Annotated in this window: 16 protein-coding genes; 5 read left to right on the forward strand and 11 right to left on the reverse strand. The window is 65.7% G+C overall.

The genetic code is table 11. The features are described 5' to 3' along the window. Nucleotides 1-97 precede the first annotated feature (97 nt). The 5 genes from B2747_RS04400 to B2747_RS04420 all read right to left on the reverse strand — a co-directional run bounded on the left by B2747_RS04400 (nucleotide 98) and on the right by B2747_RS04420 (nucleotide 3,570). Entirely contained in the window at nucleotides 98-634 is a 537-nt protein-coding gene (locus B2747_RS04400; protein WP_291157231.1) for a YaeQ family protein, read from the reverse strand. 39 nt (nucleotides 635-673) lie between these two features. After that, nucleotides 674-1,600, reverse strand: coding sequence for a branched-chain amino acid transaminase (locus B2747_RS04405; RefSeq protein ID WP_291157232.1), 927 nt, complete (start codon nucleotides 1,598-1,600; stop codon nucleotides 674-676). Between the two features lie 39 nt (nucleotides 1,601-1,639). Continuing rightward, nucleotides 1,640-2,428: an SDR family oxidoreductase gene (locus B2747_RS04410; RefSeq protein ID WP_291157234.1), complete on the reverse strand. Its 789-nt coding sequence runs from the start codon at nucleotides 2,426-2,428 to the stop codon at nucleotides 1,640-1,642. Further along, nucleotides 2,428-2,850 carry a cupin domain-containing protein gene (locus B2747_RS04415; protein WP_291157236.1) on the reverse strand — a complete coding sequence of 141 codons (423 nt, stop codon included), beginning with the start codon at nucleotides 2,848-2,850 and terminating at the stop codon, nucleotides 2,428-2,430. The genes B2747_RS04410 and B2747_RS04415 overlap by 1 nt, the downstream gene beginning before the upstream one ends. A gap of 84 nt (nucleotides 2,851-2,934) precedes the next feature. After that, on the reverse strand, nucleotides 2,935-3,570 hold the full coding sequence (locus B2747_RS04420) for an NAD(P)-dependent oxidoreductase (protein WP_291157238.1): 636 nt from the start codon (nucleotides 3,568-3,570) through the stop codon (nucleotides 2,935-2,937). Between the two features lie 149 nt (nucleotides 3,571-3,719). Here B2747_RS04420 and B2747_RS04425 point away from each other — a divergent pair, with 149 nt between their 5' ends. Then, entirely contained in the window at nucleotides 3,720-5,384 is a 1,665-nt protein-coding gene (locus B2747_RS04425) for a formate--tetrahydrofolate ligase (protein ID WP_343125862.1), read from the forward strand. Here the strand turns inward: B2747_RS04425 and metB are convergent. After that, nucleotides 5,299-6,558, reverse strand: a complete 1,260-nt coding sequence (gene metB / locus B2747_RS04430; RefSeq protein WP_291157242.1) for a cystathionine gamma-synthase — start codon at nucleotides 6,556-6,558, stop codon at nucleotides 5,299-5,301. The genes B2747_RS04425 and metB overlap by 86 nt on opposite strands. 251 nt (nucleotides 6,559-6,809) lie before the next feature. Between metB and B2747_RS04435 the strand changes: the two genes are divergently transcribed. The 3 genes from B2747_RS04435 to B2747_RS04445 all read left to right on the forward strand — a co-directional run bounded on the left by B2747_RS04435 (nucleotide 6,810) and on the right by B2747_RS04445 (nucleotide 8,919). Continuing rightward, nucleotides 6,810-6,953 carry a hypothetical protein gene (locus B2747_RS04435; RefSeq protein ID WP_291157243.1) on the forward strand — a complete coding sequence of 48 codons (144 nt, stop codon included), beginning with the start codon at nucleotides 6,810-6,812 and terminating at the stop codon, nucleotides 6,951-6,953. 134 nt (nucleotides 6,954-7,087) lie between these two features. Beyond that, on the forward strand, nucleotides 7,088-7,603 hold the full coding sequence (locus tag B2747_RS04440) for a protein-disulfide reductase DsbD domain-containing protein (RefSeq protein WP_291157244.1): 516 nt from the start codon (nucleotides 7,088-7,090) through the stop codon (nucleotides 7,601-7,603). Beyond that, on the forward strand, nucleotides 7,600-8,919 hold the full coding sequence (locus B2747_RS04445) for a TlpA family protein disulfide reductase (protein ID WP_291157245.1): 1,320 nt from the start codon (nucleotides 7,600-7,602) through the stop codon (nucleotides 8,917-8,919). Before B2747_RS04440 ends, B2747_RS04445 begins: the two co-directional genes overlap by 4 nt. Before the next feature lie 12 nt (nucleotides 8,920-8,931). Here B2747_RS04445 and B2747_RS04450 read toward each other — a convergent pair whose 3' ends face one another. The 4 genes from B2747_RS04450 to B2747_RS04465 form a co-directional block, all read right to left on the reverse strand. After that, complete coding sequence (locus B2747_RS04450) at nucleotides 8,932-9,348, reverse strand: PaaI family thioesterase (RefSeq protein WP_291157246.1); 417 nt, start codon at nucleotides 9,346-9,348, stop codon at nucleotides 8,932-8,934. Between the two features lie 25 nt (nucleotides 9,349-9,373). After that, complete coding sequence (locus B2747_RS04455; protein WP_291157247.1) at nucleotides 9,374-10,021, reverse strand: YigZ family protein; 648 nt, start codon at nucleotides 10,019-10,021, stop codon at nucleotides 9,374-9,376. Nucleotides 10,022-10,048: 27 nt separating this feature from the next. Beyond that, nucleotides 10,049-11,593 carry a DEAD/DEAH box helicase gene (locus tag B2747_RS04460; protein WP_291157248.1) on the reverse strand — a complete coding sequence of 515 codons (1,545 nt, stop codon included), beginning with the start codon at nucleotides 11,591-11,593 and terminating at the stop codon, nucleotides 10,049-10,051. Nucleotides 11,594-11,683: 90 nt separating this feature from the next. Continuing rightward, nucleotides 11,684-13,489, reverse strand: coding sequence for an ABC transporter ATP-binding protein (locus tag B2747_RS04465; protein WP_291157249.1), 1,806 nt, complete (start codon nucleotides 13,487-13,489; stop codon nucleotides 11,684-11,686). 105 nt (nucleotides 13,490-13,594) lie between these two features. On the opposite strand from B2747_RS04465, the gene B2747_RS04470 reads away from it, so the two are divergent. After that, entirely contained in the window at nucleotides 13,595-14,563 is a 969-nt protein-coding gene (locus tag B2747_RS04470) for an acyl-ACP desaturase (protein ID WP_291157250.1), read from the forward strand. Between the two features lie 176 nt (nucleotides 14,564-14,739). On the opposite strand, the gene B2747_RS04475 is transcribed toward B2747_RS04470, so the two are convergent. Beyond that, on the reverse strand, nucleotides 14,740-16,332 hold the full coding sequence (locus tag B2747_RS04475) for a serine/threonine-protein kinase (protein ID WP_291157251.1): 1,593 nt from the start codon (nucleotides 16,330-16,332) through the stop codon (nucleotides 14,740-14,742). Between the last annotated feature and the right edge of the window lie 68 nt (nucleotides 16,333-16,400).

Here is a 16,400-nt window from a genome sequence, read left to right on the forward strand (position 1 = left end):
CGGAGCTCCCAACCAAGGCGAGCCCCGGCCGGCCGCCTCTCCTATCCCCAGATCCTCCAATCCTCACACCATCAGTTCCTTGGATCCTCACCAGAACTCAGATCCCAACGCGAAGCAGCTCCCCGGTAAGCACCGCCCCACCCACCGTCACGTACATCGTGCCGTCCGTGACACTCACGTCCAACGCCATGCGCCGGTCGAGGCGTTCCACCAGCGCGTCGATGAGATCGCGGTCGAGCGCCACGATTTCAATCTGCTCCGCCTTGTGAATGCGCTGGCCTGCCAACTGCTCCAGCCAGCGAGTGGGCTCCTTGTGCGTGTACACGGCCACACGCGGCGCCGCCTTGCTGGCCTTGTGCAGGCGCGCGGCGTCGGGTGCCCCGATCTCGATCCAGGTGGTGATGCTGCCCGTGAGATCGCGTACACTCACCGTGGGATCGTCGGGGTCTGAGACCCCCTTGGAGAAGCCGATGCCTTCGGCGTACTCGAGACAATAGGCCAGCAGCCGCGCCACGAAGTACTCGGGCGATTCGGACGGATGCATGGCCATGCGCAGCTCGAACGACTCGTACACGTGACGGTCCACGTGCGAGAGATTCACCGAGAGCACATACATGGTGGACGTGAGCGCCATCTCAATACCCGCCTGCGCTCACGTCCCCACGATCACCGCTCACTTGCAGTACGTCAGCCAGCCGTGACGGTCTTCGATGGTGCCCTTCGCGATGCCGAGGTACTGCTGCTGCAGCTGACGCGTGATGGGGCCCACCTTGCCGGCGCCGACGGTGATCTTGTCCACGCTGCGCACGGGCGTGAGTTCTGCCGCCGTGCCGGTGAAGAACACCTCGTCGGCCATGTAGAGCATTTCGCGCGGGATGTGCAACTCACGCACCGGAATGCCGAGATCACCCGCGAGCTGCATGATGGTGGCCCGCGTGATGCCGCCCAGAATGCTGCCGTCGAGTGGCGTGGTGATGATCGTGCCCTTGGACACGATGAACACGTTCTGGCCCGAGCCTTCGCTCACCATGCCGCTGGGCGAGAGGGCGATGCCTTCGGCGTAGCCGTTGGCCAGCGCTTCCATCTTGATGAGCTGACCGCTCAGATAGTTGCCGGCAATCTTGGCCATCGCGGGAATCGTGTTGGGCTCCACGCGATGCCAGGTGCTGACGCAGGCGTCCACACCGGCTTCGAGCGCTTCGTCGCCGAGGTACGCCCCCCAGGGCCAGCAGGGGATGTACACCTCGATGGGCGCGCCGATGGGCACCATGCCCGCCGTGCCGTAGCCGCGCACCACCATGGGCCGGATGTAGCAGGACTCGAGTCCGTTGCGCACCACCAGATCACGCGAGGCTTCCACCAGCTGATCCATGCTGAACGGAATGTCCATGCGATAGATGCGGCAGGAGTGGTACAGACGCTCGAGGTGTTCACGCAGACGGAAGATGGCCGGGCCCTTGGGCGTGCTGTACGCCCGGATGCCCTCGAAGGCCGAAGAGCCGAACTGCACGGAGTGGGCCAGCACATGCACGGTGGCGTCGGCCCAAGGGATGAACTGGCCATCGCGCCAGATCCACTGCGTCTCGGTGATGCGGCTCATGGGAATCGCTGCTGATAGTGAGGCGACGACAACACGAGGTCAGAGCAGGGCGTTGATGGCGCCGCCGTCGGCGAGAATCGCCTGCCCCGTCATGAACCCCGCACGATCCGAACAGAGGAAAGCTATCACGGCCGCCAACTCCTCGGGACGTCCAATGCGTCCGAGTGGCGATTCCGCGGCCCAGCCGCTGAAAATCGCGTCACGCGACTGCCCGGTGCGGCTGCTGTTGGCCTCGGCCAGCGCATCCAGTCGTTCGGTGGCAGTGAAGCCCGGCAGCACCGTGTTCACGGTCACACCATCCTTGCCCACGTCGTTGGCCAACGTGCGCAGATAGCCCGTCACGGCCGCACGCAGACTGTTGCTCAGCACCAGCGCAGGTTGCGGGCGTTTCACGGCCAGCGACGTAATGGTCACCACCCGTCCCCACTTTCGCTCCTGCATGCCCGGCACGAAGGCGCGGGTGAGCTCCACCACGCTGCGCAGCAGCAACTCGCTGGCCTTGGTCCAGGCGGCCCAGTCGTGCGTCAGCGGAGCGCCCGTTGGCGGACCGCCGGTGTTGCACACGAGAATGTCCACGTGGCCAAAGCTCTGCCTCACCGCGTCCACCACCTGCGCAATGCCGTCGGCGGTGGCCAGGTCGGCCACCTGCTGCTCCACCCGCACTCCCAGCGCACGCAGCTTGCTGGCCGCCGCGTTCAGCGACGCCTCATCACGCGAGCAGATGAAGAGATCGCAGCCCTCACGTGCCAACTCCTCCGCGGTGGCGTAGGCGATGCCGCGACTGGCGCCACACACCAGCGCCACCCGTCCCCTGATGCCGAAGTCCATCAGCGCGCGCCCTGCGAACCGTCGGGCACGTTGCCCATGGGCAGTCCGGTGCGCAGATAGCTGTCTTCCTTGTTGATCCAGTCCTGACGCGGCGGATTGAAGATGTCCACGTCGAGCGTGTCTTCCATGGCCTCGGCGCGGTGCCGCACGTGACTGGGAATGACGAGCACTTCGCCCGACTTGATGTCGATGTACTCGCTGCCCGGATGATCGGCGTGCTCACCCACCCAGAAGCGCAGCCAGCCGTTCACCACATAGGTGAACTGCTCGTTCACATGATCATGCGCGGGCACGATGGCGCCCTTCTTGAGGTACACATGCGCGAGCATCTGCTGCTCGGACCAGATGAGGCGACGACCGATGTCGGGCGTGAGTTCCTCGATGGGCATGTCGTCCCAGACATGCTTGCGTACGTCGGACATGAGTTGGTGAGGCGGAGGGTGAAACAGAGCCGCGAGATTGCTTCAGCGAGGTTGCTTCAGCGAGGTTGCTTCAGCGAGGTGTGTTCAGCGACCGGCCACGTAGGCCACCTGCTGCTTGAACTGCGGCGCTTCGAGTTCCTTCACGATGAACCGCGCAAGCGCCTTGCGCGACACCGAGCTGCGCAACCCCACACCCTGCGTGGCGCCGGCGTCCACGTCGGTGGCCGGTCCGTCGGAGAGACGCGGTGGCTTGATGACGGTCCAGCCGTCGAGGCGACTGGCCTTCACGCGCCGCTCCTGCTCGTCGCGGTCTTCCATCATGCCGTCGGCGCTGCGCGAACGCGTGGCCATGCCGAGCAGACGCATGCCGAGTCCGACGGCGCCGGTCTGCTCACCGATCATGGCACCCGTCACCACCAGCAGACGTGACTGCTCGAGCGTCTTCATGGTGCTGACGATGAGCTTCGTGGCCTCGGCAATGTACGGCACGCGGGCATCGGGCTTGTGCCCCAGCACCACCACCGCCGCGTCGGATCCACGCAGCACTTCGCGCACGGCCGTGGGGTCATCCAGACGCCCGACCACCACGGTACTGAATTCGGGAACGTCTTCGGCGGGCTTGGCGCGGTAATGCAGTCGCAGCGTGTGGCCGGCCTCGGTGGCCGCCTCAATGACACACTGTCCGAGGCGCCCGGAGGCGCCGAACAGTGCAATGATCATGTGACCACCCGGTTTGCGGGGGCCTGTTGTGCAAAGCCGGGTGCGGAGGCACAATCACCGGCAACGGTATCGACGAGGGGAGGGCGGTACATATCCCCTGAACTTGCACTCGGACGCCAACTCTCGCCATGACAGCACCCAACAAGGTCGTGCCTTCCGACATCGAGATCGCCCAGCAGGCCCGCATGCGGCATATCCGCGACGTCGCCGCCGAGTTGGGGCTCGGGGAAGACGACATCGACCTGTACGGGAAGTACAAGGCCAAGCTGCCGCTGGAGTTGGCCTCGCAGCCGGCCAAGGGGCGTCTGGTGCTGGTTACGGCCATCAATCCCACACCGGCCGGTGAAGGCAAAAGCACCGTGAGCGTTGGCCTCTCACAGGCGTTCCGCCGACTGGGACACAATGCCGTGCTCTGTATGCGTGAACCCAGTCTCGGGCCCGTCTTTGGCGTCAAGGGCGGCGCGGCGGGCGGTGGCTATTCGCAGGTGCTGCCCATGGACGACATCAACCTGCATTTCACCGGCGACTTCCATGCCATAGCCAGCGCCCACGCGCTGCTCTCGGCGCTGGTGGACAACCAGTTCTATCACGGCAATGCGCTGGGGCTCAATCCCAAGGCCGTGACCTGGCCGCGCACCATCGACATGAATGACCGCTCTCTGCGCAGCGCCATCATTGGCGTGGGCGCCGGCAACGGCACCATGCGCGAAGAGCGCTGGGTCATCATTCCTGCCAGCGAGATCATGGCCATTCTCGCGCTGGCGAGCAGCCGCGAAGATCTCGAGCGGCGCCTGGGTGAGATCGTGGTGGGCACGACGAGTGGCAAGGACAAGACCCCCGTGCGCGCGCGCGACTTCAAGGCCACGGGCGCCATGTCGCTCCTGCTCAAGGATGCGCTGCGTCCCAATCTCGTGCAGACGCTCGAAGGCGGGCCAGCCATTCTGCACTGCGGCCCGTTTGGCAACATCGCGCACGGCTGCAACTCGTTGGTGGCCACACGCGCCGGGCTCGCACTGGGCGACATCGTGGTCACTGAGGCGGGCTTTGGCAGCGACCTGGGCGCCGAGAAGTTCTTCGACATCAAGTGCCGCTTTGGGGAGCTCAACCCGGAAGCCGCGGTACTGGTGGCCACGGTGCGTTCGCTCAAGATGCAGGGCGGTGTGCCCAAGACGCAGCTCAACGAGGAGAACGTGGCCGCCCTGGAACGTGGCCTGCCGCATGTGGCGCATCACGTGCGCAACGTGCAGCAGTTCGGCGTGCCGGTGGTGGTGGCCATCAACCGTCGGCTGTCCGACACCGACGCCGAACTGCGCATGGTCCGCGAGTATGTGGAAGGACTGGGTGTGCCGGTGGCCCTGTGCGATGTGTGGGCCGAGGGCGGTGCGGGCGGCGAGCAGTTGGCGCGCGAGGTGCTCACGCTGTTGGATCGCCGCACGGCCCGATATGCGCCGCTCTACGACACCGCACTGCCCATTCGCGACAAGGTGCGTACCGTGGCACAGAAAGTGTACGGCGCCGACGGCGTGGACTTCTCGCCCGCGGCCGACAAGGCCATCGACTGGCTGGAGACCAACGGCATGGCCAACACGCCGGTGTGCATGGCCAAGACGCAGTACTCCCTCACCGACGACCCCACGAAGCTCAACGTGCCCACGGGCTTCCGTATCACGGTCAACGAGGTGTACGGATCAGCGGGTGCCGGCTTCGTGGTGGCCAAGTGCGGCGACATCATGACCATGCCGGGTCTGGCCAAGGTGCCGGCGGCCGAGGGCATGCGGCTTCGGCCGGACGGGACGATCGAGGGTTTGAGTTAGGCGATGCCTTGGCCGCCGCATCGAGCGCCCGCGTGACATCCCGCACGAGATCGCCCGCGTCTTCGATGCCCACACTGAGACGCAGCAGCCCGTCGGTGATTCCCGCCGCCGCACGGGCTTCGGGTGCCATGGACGCGTGTGTCATGGTAGCGGGATGGGCGACGAGACTTTCCACGCCACCCAGTGATTCGGCCAGCGTGAAACACTCGAGCGCCGTGGCAACAATGCGTGCCGCTTCGTAGCCGCCACGCAGCGTCACCCCGATCATGGCGCCAAAGCCATCCTGCTGGCGGCGCGCAATGGCGTGCCCCGGATGCGACGCGAGGCCCGGGTAGTACACCGTCTCCACCGCCTCGTGTTGTGCCAGTCGCGCCACGATGGCGTCGGCATTCTCCTCGTGCAGGGCAAGACGGGGGTGCAGAGTGCGCAGACCACGCAGCGTGAGATAGCTGTCGAATGGTGCGCCGGTTACGCCGAGACAGTTGGCCCAGAATCCGAGCTGCTCGAGCAGCACGGCATCACGCGCCACCACCGCACCGCCCACCACGTCACTGTGGCCATTGAGATACTTGGTGGTGGAGTGCACCACGACATCGGACCCCAACGAGAGCGGACGCTGGCGGGCTGGCGAAAGGAAGGTGTTGTCAGCCACCGCGACGGCGCCCACGGCCTGCGCCGCACCACAGACGACCCGCAGATCGGTGATGCGCAGCAGCGGGTTGCTGGGCGTTTCGATCCACACCAGATCCGGCTGTGCCTCGCGTATCCGTTCCCCCACCTCGGGCGCGGTGAGATCGACGAGGTCGAGTGTGAAGTGGCCCCGCTGCGAGAGCGAGTGCAGCAGTCGCCACGTACCGCCGTAACAGTCGTGCGCACAGAGCACGCGGCCACCGGTGGGCACGAGCTGCAGCACCAGCGCAATGGCGCTCATGCCACTCGACGTGATGATCGCGCCGGCGCCCCCTTCGAGATCGGCGATGGCATCCGCCAGCAGCGAGCGCGTGGGGTTGCCACTGCGGGTGTAGTCGAAGGGGCGCGGCGCGGCAAAGCCCGCGAACGAGAAGTTCGACGACAGGTGAATGGGCGGCACCACCGCGCCATGGGCAACATCACGATCGATGCCCGCCCGCACGGCACGGGTGCGCGGGGCACGAAACGTCGACACTTCGGACATGGAACACCTCGGAGAGCGGGAGTGGCATGCACGAGGTGACCAAAACAGAAACGCCCGGACGATGCGCCGCCGGGCGTGTTTGCGTTTTAGCACCTTGTTTTACGTGGCGGCAATAGCGGCAAATCACCACGGACGGCTGCTGCAGGACCTTCGGTTGTCTGTGTACCCTATCGCGATCGCAGAGTGGTGTCAAGCGTGCCGCACGTCGCGGCGCTTGACGAATGGCCACATGTGGCGTTAGGCATTGAATCATGATCGAACCCTCGCGCCGCACCTCACCGATGCCTCCGGCCCATGTGGTCGGGTGTTGTCCCTGTCGTCTGCATGACCATGCAGCACGCGGCAGGGCTCTGCCGGTGATGCGCCAGCAGGTGAGCATCGGCATGACGCGCTGAACGCGCGTTCCCCGTTTCACTTGTGTGTGCACGCCCGCCCCTGCTCAGGGGTGGGCGTTTTGCTTTCTGGCCGTTCATCGCGCGATGAACCGCTACACCCCTGAGCGTCGTTTTTCACTTCGCCAGGATCTCGTATGTCTCTTCGTCTGCTCGCGCTCGGTCTCACCCTTCCCCTGTCGCTGGACGCGGCACTCGCGGCGGGCGCCCTCGCCTCACCTTCGCGCACTCGCGCCGCCGGACATCCGCGTCAGGGGCCCACCGTGCGATGGGACGCCACACACACGGCGGCCGTGCACGACACCACCGTCGCTCGGCTCACGCTGCACATCGATGCGGGTTGGCACGTGTACGCGCTCACGCAGGAACCCAGTGGTCCCTACCCGCTGCGCATCCGCAGTAGCGAGGACAGCGGGTGGCAACTGCGTGGCGCACCGCGCGGTCCTGCGCCGGAGCGGCAACAGACCTCGGTGTTTGGCATCCCCGTGGAGTGGTACAACAGTGGCGCCGTGATTCTCGTGCCACTCGAACGGCACGGGCGCACGCTTTTCCGTCGGGCGCCCCGTCTGGCCGTGCGCTATCAGGCCTGCAGCGCCACACTCTGCCTGCCACCCACCCAGGTCGAAGTGCTGTCCACGGAGGTGGCACGATGAGCCGTCGTCCACTCACCCGCACGATGTTTCTGCTGGCCACGAGTCTGCTCAGCGTGGCGCCGCTGCTGGCCGCACGCCTCGCGCATGGGCAATCTGCCCCGGCATCTGCGGCGCCCACGACGCAAACGCAGCGCAACCGCTGGCAGGCCGTGCTGCACTACGACTCGCTGCAGGTGCCGTTCACGTTTGCCTGGTCTGGGCCGGCCACACAACCGGTGCTCGCGCTTTACAACGGCGTCGATTCCATCATCTCCACACGCGTCGTCCGCGCTGGCGATTCCGTCGTGGTGCACTTTGACCATCTGGCGGCGCTGCTGCGCGGCGTGATCACGGGCGGTTCGCCAGGTGACTCTCGCGGCCGCGCCTTTGCCGGCTGGTGGGTGACGCCACGTCGAGGTGATTCGGTGCGAGTGACGGCCGAGCCGCAGTCGTCGGCACCCGTGCAGGCCGACGCCAATGCCACACAGCGCACAGCACCAGACGTCCACGGTACCTGGTTGCTGCCCGTGTCCTCAGCCAAGGGCGAGAATGCCTGGCGGCTGGTGGTGACGCAGCAGGGTGCCGAGGTCACGGCCACCGTGCTGCGAGTGGACGGTGACGCCGGCGCGCATGTCGGCCGTTGGCAGGATTCCGTCTTTCGTCTTTCGCACTTCGATGGCACGCGTCCTGGCGTGCTCGAATTGCGCCCGCACTCAGATGGTGCACTGCATGTGACGCAGCGTTCGCCGCGTGGACCGGCCCGTGTGTATGTCGCCTGGCGTGAAGCCGAACGGGTGGCGCGTGGCCTTGAGGCACCAGCCGATGTGCGCACCTTCACTGGCGTGCGGGATTCCACGGCGCGCTTCACGTTCGACTTCCCCGACGTGGAGGGACGACGTGTCAGCGATCGCGACGCGCGCTTTGCGGGCAAGGTGGTGGTGGTGAATGTCACCGGCACCTGGTGCCCCAACTGCCACGACGAGGCACCCTTCCTCACGGCGCTGTACGCCGAGTATGGGGCACGTGGCCTCGAGGTGGTCGCCCTGGATTTCGAGGACGCCGAGGAGCTGCAGGATCTGGCGCGGGTGCGGGCCTTTGTCCGGCGGTATGGCGTGACCTATCCGTATCTCATTGCCGGCACACCACGCGAGGTGGCAGCGCGCATTCCGTTGGCGGTGAATCTGAACACCTGGCCGGCGACGTTCTTCCTCGGACGTGATGGCCGGGTCCGCGCGGTGCGCACCGGGTTTGCGGCCAAGTCCAGTGGCCCACACCACGACGCCATGGTGGCCGACTACCGCGCCATCGTGGAGCGTCTGCTGGCGGAGGGGCGTTAGCCGCGCGTCAGCTCAGGGCGCGGCGTACAACACGAACTGCGTGCAGCGAAACAGCGCCAGCGTCTTGCCCGTTTCTGCGTGTGTCACCGTGGCGTCCCACACCTGGGTGCTGCGCCCGCCGTGCACCAGCGTGGCGGTGCAGGTCAGCGTGCCATCGCGCGTGGTGCCCAGGAAATTGGACTTGAGCTCGACGGTGGTGTAGCCTGCCGCGCCCTCGGGCAGTGAGGCGTTGCAGCCGAAGCCGGCACAGGTGTCCGCAAGTGTCACCACCGACCCGGCATGCAGATAGCCGTTGGGCGCCATGAACTCGGCGCGCACGGCCATGCGGCCATCCACACGACCATGCTCAACACGTGTGAAATGAATGCCAAGGTGCCCGGGGAAGTGGCCCTCGGCGCGTGCGTTGGCCTGCGCAACCGTCATGCTCATGTATGTGCTCCGCGACGCGACCGTATCACGTCGGTGATTCAGCGTTCACTTCACGCGGCTGCACCGCGCCGCGCGTGAGATTGCCAATGTGGTTGCTGAGCACGGGCAGGTCCACACGCGGCAGCCGCAGCACAAACTGCGCCTCCACACCAAAGTCCTGCTGCAGCACCTCGGCGTTGACCTCGGGCAGCAGTTGTTGCACCGCGCCCACATGCATGTAGCCCACGGCAAAGCTGACCGTGACCGTGTCCACCCGCTCCTCGGTGGGCAGCGTGGCCAGGGCCTCCTGCACGGCGCCACCATACGCCTTCACCAGGCCGCCCGTACCCAGCTTGATGCCACCGTAGTAGCGCGTGACCACGGCGGCAATCTCCCCGACACCGCAGTGCTGCAGCACAGTCAGCATGGGACGCCCGGCCGTGCCGTGCGGCTCGCCGTCGTCACTCAAGCCTATGCGATCGGTGCTCCCCGGCGCGCCTACCACATAGGCCCAGCAATTGTGCGTGGCGTCGGCAAACTCCGCATTCATGGCGCGAATGAAGGCCTGCGCGTCGTCCACCGTGCGCACGCGCGCAATGGTGCAGATGAAGCGACTGCGATCGATGACGGACTCCACCCGATGCCGGCCAATCGGCACCGGATAGCGCGCATCGGGAGCGCGCGCGTCAGGCACTGAGCCCGTCATCGCTCGCTGGCCGACTTATGCCTTGTACGGGTTGTCGCCACGCGGCGCCGACGAGCGACCACCGGACGGACGACCACTGGACGGGCGACCGCTCGATGTACGACCACCCGCGGAACGGCCACTCGACGACGAACCGCCAGACGACCGACCACCGGACGAGCCACCACCGGCGGGACGACCGCTCGACGGTCGACCACTCGACGCACTACCGCCTTCCGCGCGCGGACCACGATCACGCGGCGGCCCGCTGCGGCCGGCAGGCTTGCGCGCGTCCTTGGACGCGCGACGATCCGCCTCTTCCTTTTGCGCGGCTTCACGGCGCGCCACCTTCGCGGCCGCACGCGCCCGATCCTCCGCCTTCTTCTTGCGGATCTCGGCAATGCGCTCGGCCAGCGGCACTTCGAGCTTGGCCTGCGGACGCGCCGTGTAGTCGAAGTCGGGCACCGTCACGCGCGGCAACTGCTTCTTGATGGCGCGTTCGATGGCCTTGAGTTCGTCCTCTTCTTCCGGACTCACGAAGGTGAACGCTTCACCGGTCGCTTCGGCGCGCGCCGTACGACCCACGCGATGGATATAGTCTTCCGACGCCACGGGCACGTCGAAGTTGACCACGTGGCCGAGCGCTTCGACATCGATGCCACGCGCGGCAATGTCGGTGGCCACCAGCACCTGATACGTGCCGTCCTTGAAGCCGGCCAGCGCCTGCGTGCGCTGTGATTGCGAGCGATTGCCGTGAATGCGCTCGGCCTTGATGCCAGCCGTCACCAACTGCGACGCCAAACGGTTGGCGCGATGCTTGGTGCGGGTGAACACCAGGGCCTGCGGCATGTCGCCGCGCTTGAGCAGCGCCACGAGCAGCGCGCTCTTGAGGTCCTGCGACACCGGATACACGGCCTGCGTGATGCCCTTGGCGGGTGCGGCCTGACGCTGGAGGTTGAGCGTGACCGGCTTGTTCAGCATCTCCTGCGACAGCGCCGCAATGGGCGCCGGCATGGTCGCGCTGAAGAACAGCGTCTGCCGCTTGGTGTTGGGCAGATGCCGCAGGATGCGCTTGATCTCGGGCAGGAAGCCCATGTCGAGCATGCGATCGGCTTCGTCGAGCACGAGAAACTCGAGTTCGTCGAGCTTGGCATACGGCTGCCGGAAGTGATCGAGCAGGCGACCGGGCGTGGCGATGAGCACGTCCACGCCGCTGCGGAAGGCATGTTCCTGCGGGCCCATGCCCACGCCGCCGAACACGGCGGCGCCGGTGAGCGGCGTGTGGGTGGCGATGTCGTTGAAGCTTTCGAGAATCTGCGCAGCCAGCTCACGCGTGGGTGTGAGCACGAGCGCGCGGGTCTTGCCGCGCTTGCGCGTGAGCAGCTGATGCAGAATGGGCAGCAGGAAGGCGTAGGTCTTGCCGCTGCCAGTCATGGCGCAGGCGAGTACGTCCTTGCCCTGCAGGGCCGGTGGAATGGCCTCGCCCTGAATGGGCGTGGGGCGGGCAAAGCCCAGATCCTTCAAGCCCTGCAGCAGACTCGGATCAAGCTGCAGGGAGGTAAATGTCGTCGTGGCGGTCACTCGGGTCCTGATTCGGGTAAACCATAAACCTAATCAGTTCCGACACGCGGTGGGGACGAGTCAGCCCATTTCCTGCTGAAACGGCAGAAGTCAGCCCGTCGCGGCGATCTCTTCACCCGGATTGATGAACTGATCGCGCTCGAGCTGATACTGCCGGTTGTACAGATCGCTGTAACGCCCGCCGAGTTTGAGCAGCTCCTGATGTGAACCCCGCTCCACGATCTGCCCCTTCTCCAGCACGAGAATCTGATCGGCGCTGGTGATGGTGGAGAGCCGGTGGGCGATGACGAACGTCGTGCGTCCTGCACGCAGACGACGCAGGCCTTCCTGGATGAGATGCTCGCTCTCCGAGTCGAGACTGGAGGTGGCTTCATCGAGAATGAGCACACGCGGGTCGGCGAGAATGGCGCGCGCGATAGCCACGCGCTGCCGCTGACCACCCGAGAGCTTCACACCGCGCTCGCCCACGATCGTGTCGTATTGTTGCGGGAAGCCCATGATGAAGTCGTGCGCGTTGGCGATCTTGGCCACGGCCATCACTTCCTCATCGGTGGCGCCGGGCTTGGTGAAGGCGATGTTGTCCTTGACCGTGCCGTCGAAAAGGAAGTTGTCCTGCATGACCACACCGAGGTGCCGGCGATAGTCGCGCAGCTTGAGATCACTGACCGCCGTACCGTCCACCAGAATGCGCCCCTTCTGCGGCTGCGCGAAGGCCATGATGAGCGAGATGAGTGTGCTCTTGCCGCTGCCACTCGATCCCACCAGCGCCGTGGTGGTGCCGGCCGGTGCCACGAAGCTCACGTGCTGCAGCACCGGCACGCCCTCCTCGTACTCGAAGGACACGTCGTCGAACTGCACGCGTCCCACCACCGAGGGCACGTCCTGCTTGCTGGCGTCTTCCTGATCTTCGGTGGCCATGTCACGCAGTTCACGAATGCGATCGAGTCCCGCAAAGGCTTCGGTGATCTGCGTGCCGATGCTGGCCACCTGCACCAGCGGCGCCGTCACCATGGCAATGAAAATCACGAAGGTGATGAGACTGCCGAGCGTCATGCGGCCGGCAATCACGTCGGCGCCGCCCTGATACATGGTGATGACGCCAATTACGCCGACCACCGCAAATCCCAGGGTGCCGGTGAGTGACGTTCCGGTGATGGTCTTGGCGATGTTGCGAAAGAGTCGCTGCACACCTTCACCGAACACGGCCTTCTCGCGTTCTTCGGCCGTGTACACCTTGATGAGCCGGATTCCACCGAGTGTTTCGGTGAGACGACCGGTCACTTCCGACTGGATGACACTGCGCTCGCGGAAGATCGGACGCAGGCGCTTGAAGGCGATGCTCATGCCGGCGCTGAATGCCACGAGCGGCACGACGGCCGCCAGCGTCATGCGCCAGTTGAGATAGAGCAGCACACCAAACGCGCCCAGCGCACTCAGTATGCCACCGGTGAGCTGAATAAGCCCCGTGCCGATGAGGTTGCGGATGCCTTCGGGGTCGGTCATGACACGCGACACCAGCACACCGCTCTTGGTGCTGTCGAAGTAACGCACGGGCAGACGGATGAGATGCCCCTGCACTTCTTCACGCAGGCGGGCAATGGCCTGCTGCGCCGCCACGCTCACCACCTGCGAGAGCGCAAAGCCCGTGAGCGCCTGCACCAGCGTGGCGCCAAGGCCGGCCAGTGCAATCCAGCCCAGCAGACGCACATCGCGCGAGGGCAGCACCTCGTCGAGCACCATCTTGGTGGAGTACGGCAACACAAAACCACTGGCCCGACTGATGAGCATCAACACGAGGCCGATTCCGACCGAGCGGCGGTGCGCCCACATCAGCGCCCGGGCTTCCCCCCAGGCGCGCTTGGTATCGTACTTCGGCTTGTTCTTGGGTGGGGTCATTACTGCAATGTAGCGTCCAGATAGAAACCCGTAGCGGCCCCGGTCGCTTCTCCTCCCCGGGCCCTGTATCTTTCAGGGACGTAGTGCCCTCACTTTCAGGAACGCATGTTCATACCGAGTCAAGAGATCCTGGCCAAGGTGGAAGTGCTCGCTGACCTCGAGCCCGATGTCGAGCAGCTGATGGCCGCCCACGAAGCCAAGCGCATCCTGTGGTTCCCGTCCGAAGTCCTGGCGCCCGAACCCGATACCGACCCCGATCTGCACGCCAAGCAGCTCCGGGAGCGCGCCCGCGGCATCTCCATGCCCGCCCGCGTGGCCCTCGCGCTCAATACGCTGACCGAGGAAGGGCTCCCGCACTTCCATCGTCTGCTGGCCACCTACCTGGGCGGTGACACGTTCTGGGCCAAGTGGAACAACCTGTGGACGGCCGAGGAAGACCGGCACGGCGCCATCCTGCACGATTATGCACGCGAGAGTCGCATTCTCGACAACCCCGTGCTGGAGCGCATGCAGTTCGAGTACCTCAAGGCCGGTTTCGAGCCCCAGTGGGACAAGGACCCGTACCGCGTGTTCGTGTACACCTCGCTGCAGGAGCGGGCCACGCAGGTGAGTCATGCCAACACCGGCAAGATCGCCAGCGAGTACGAGCCGCTCATCGGCACGGTGCTGTCCAACGTGGCCAAGGAAGAAGCGCGCCACTACGTGTTCTACCGCGAGATCTTCCAGCGGGTGCTCGATCGTGACCCCAGCAACGCCATGATCTCGGCGTCGCTCGTCATGCCCAGCATCGACATGCCCGGTGTGAACATGCCACACTTCCGCGAGATGGCCGATGTCATTCGCCGCGCCGGCATTTACGGGCCGCGCGAGTACATCCGGATCGTGGAAGACCTCATCAAGTTCTGGGCGCTCGACAAGGTCGAGGGGCTGAACGAGGCCGGCAAGAAGGCGCAGGAGAAGATCATGGGTATCACGGCGCGCCTCGAGCGCATTGCCGATGCCATGGAGACACGCAGCAAGGCCAAGACCTTCCAGTTCAACGTCGCGTTCGCGCGGGAATTCGCGATGGAGTAGGGCTGGCGTCGGCTGGCGTCGGCTGGCGTCGTTGGAACAGAAGGTGTGAGGATGGGAGGATCGGAGGATTGGAGAGCGGGCCCGGGGGACACTCACTTATCGAGTGCCCCCCGGGCCCGCCCTCTTATCCCCAGATCCTCTGATCCTCACACCTTCTGTCAACGATGCCTGTGAATTCAACCCGATCCGGAGCCAGACACCTTGCGCTGCCAGGCCTCCAGCGCCGCCACCCGCTGCTCCAACCCACTGGCTACCGGTGCCGGTGCCACCGCACGAGGCGAAGGCGCGTCTACGGTGCCGCGTGTCCCGGCCAGCAGCGAGAGCAGAATACGGCCTGGCCACCCCGCCCAGATCCAACCGAACAGACGCTCACCAATTGACGGCCGCAGCGGCGAACGCAGCAGCCCCACAATGCTGATGCCGGACATCACATACACGGAGTAGAGAATGATCACACCGGGTAGCGACACGCCATACCAACCCGGGCTGAGCTCCGTGCGCATCGCCGCCAGTACCCATTGCCGCAGCAGCACAGCGGCCACGATCATGCCCGCGAACATCACCTGCTGACGACGGCGCTTTGCCCGCACCGCCGCATCGGCCTTGAGCTGGGCACGCTCCGCATCACGCTCGGCACGCAGGCCACCGAATCCGTGCAGCACGCCGTCCACCGTGAAACCGCGCAGAAACAGTCGACGCGCCTGCTGCACCGTCTGCGCCACGCGGCCCCACACGATGGCCGCGACCAGCACCAGCGGCATCACGACGTCCAGATCACCGGCGCCACTGTTCACCAACACGTTGTACGCGAGGGGCATGAGCAGGGCCACGAAGCCCACCACGATGGACACCTGACTCAGATCCTGCGCCAGCAAGCGCACCGGAAGCGGGACGTCCACCGCACGAAGTGTCGACGCATCGAGCGCCTCAACAAGCGCCTCCGCCGACGCAAATCGCGAGGCCGGCTCCTTGGCAACGCACTGCTCCACGATCCGCGACAACGCCACGGGCACATCGGGACGCCGTTGCGACACCGGCGGTACGTTCTCGGTGAGCTGCTTGACCAGCACCTTCTGCGTGTTCTCGCCCTGCATGGCGCTCTGTCCCGTGAGCGCGAACCACGCCGTGAGGCCCAGCGAGTAGAGATCACTGCGTCCGTCGAGCGTGTCGCCCGCCGCCTGCTCGGGGCTCATGAACTCGGGTGTGCCCACCACTTCACCCACGCGGGTAAGCGCGGTGTTGGTTTGCGCCGTCATGGGCACCGAGTGCACCGAACGCGAGATACCAAAATCCATGAGCAGCGCACGTCCCGTGGCGCGCTCGATCATGATGTTGTCGGGCTTGATGTCGCGATGCACTACACCGCGGCCGTGTGCGTAGGCCAGCGCATAACCAATGTCCTGCAGCACGCGCACCACGTCCCGTACCGGCATCGGCCCGCTGCGCACCACCAACTCGGCCAGTGTTTCGCCCTCCACAAAGCCCATGGCGTAGGCCAACACGTCGCCGTGGTCCTCGATACTGAAGACCGGGACGATGTTCGGGTGCGAAAAGGCCGCGGCGGTGCGCGTCTCGCGCAGAAAGCGCTCACGCAAGTCGCTCTGCCGCGTGTACTCGGCGGGCAACACCTTGAGCGCCACGGGCCGGTCGAGCTGCCGGTCGCGGGCCAGGTACACGGTACCCATACCGCCCTGGCCGATGGCCCGCTCGATGTCGAAGCGGTGGCCGACGGCCTGGCGGATGTGGTCGAGGGAGGTTGGGAGGGTCACGTGGGCGAAGCTACCGCCTTTGTCTGGTTTTCGTCGGCTGGGGTTGAACTGAAGGTGTGAGGATCAGA

The organism is Gemmatimonas sp. UBA7669, assembly GCF_002483225.1.
Taxonomy (GTDB): Bacteria; Gemmatimonadota; Gemmatimonadetes; order Gemmatimonadales; family Gemmatimonadaceae; genus Gemmatimonas.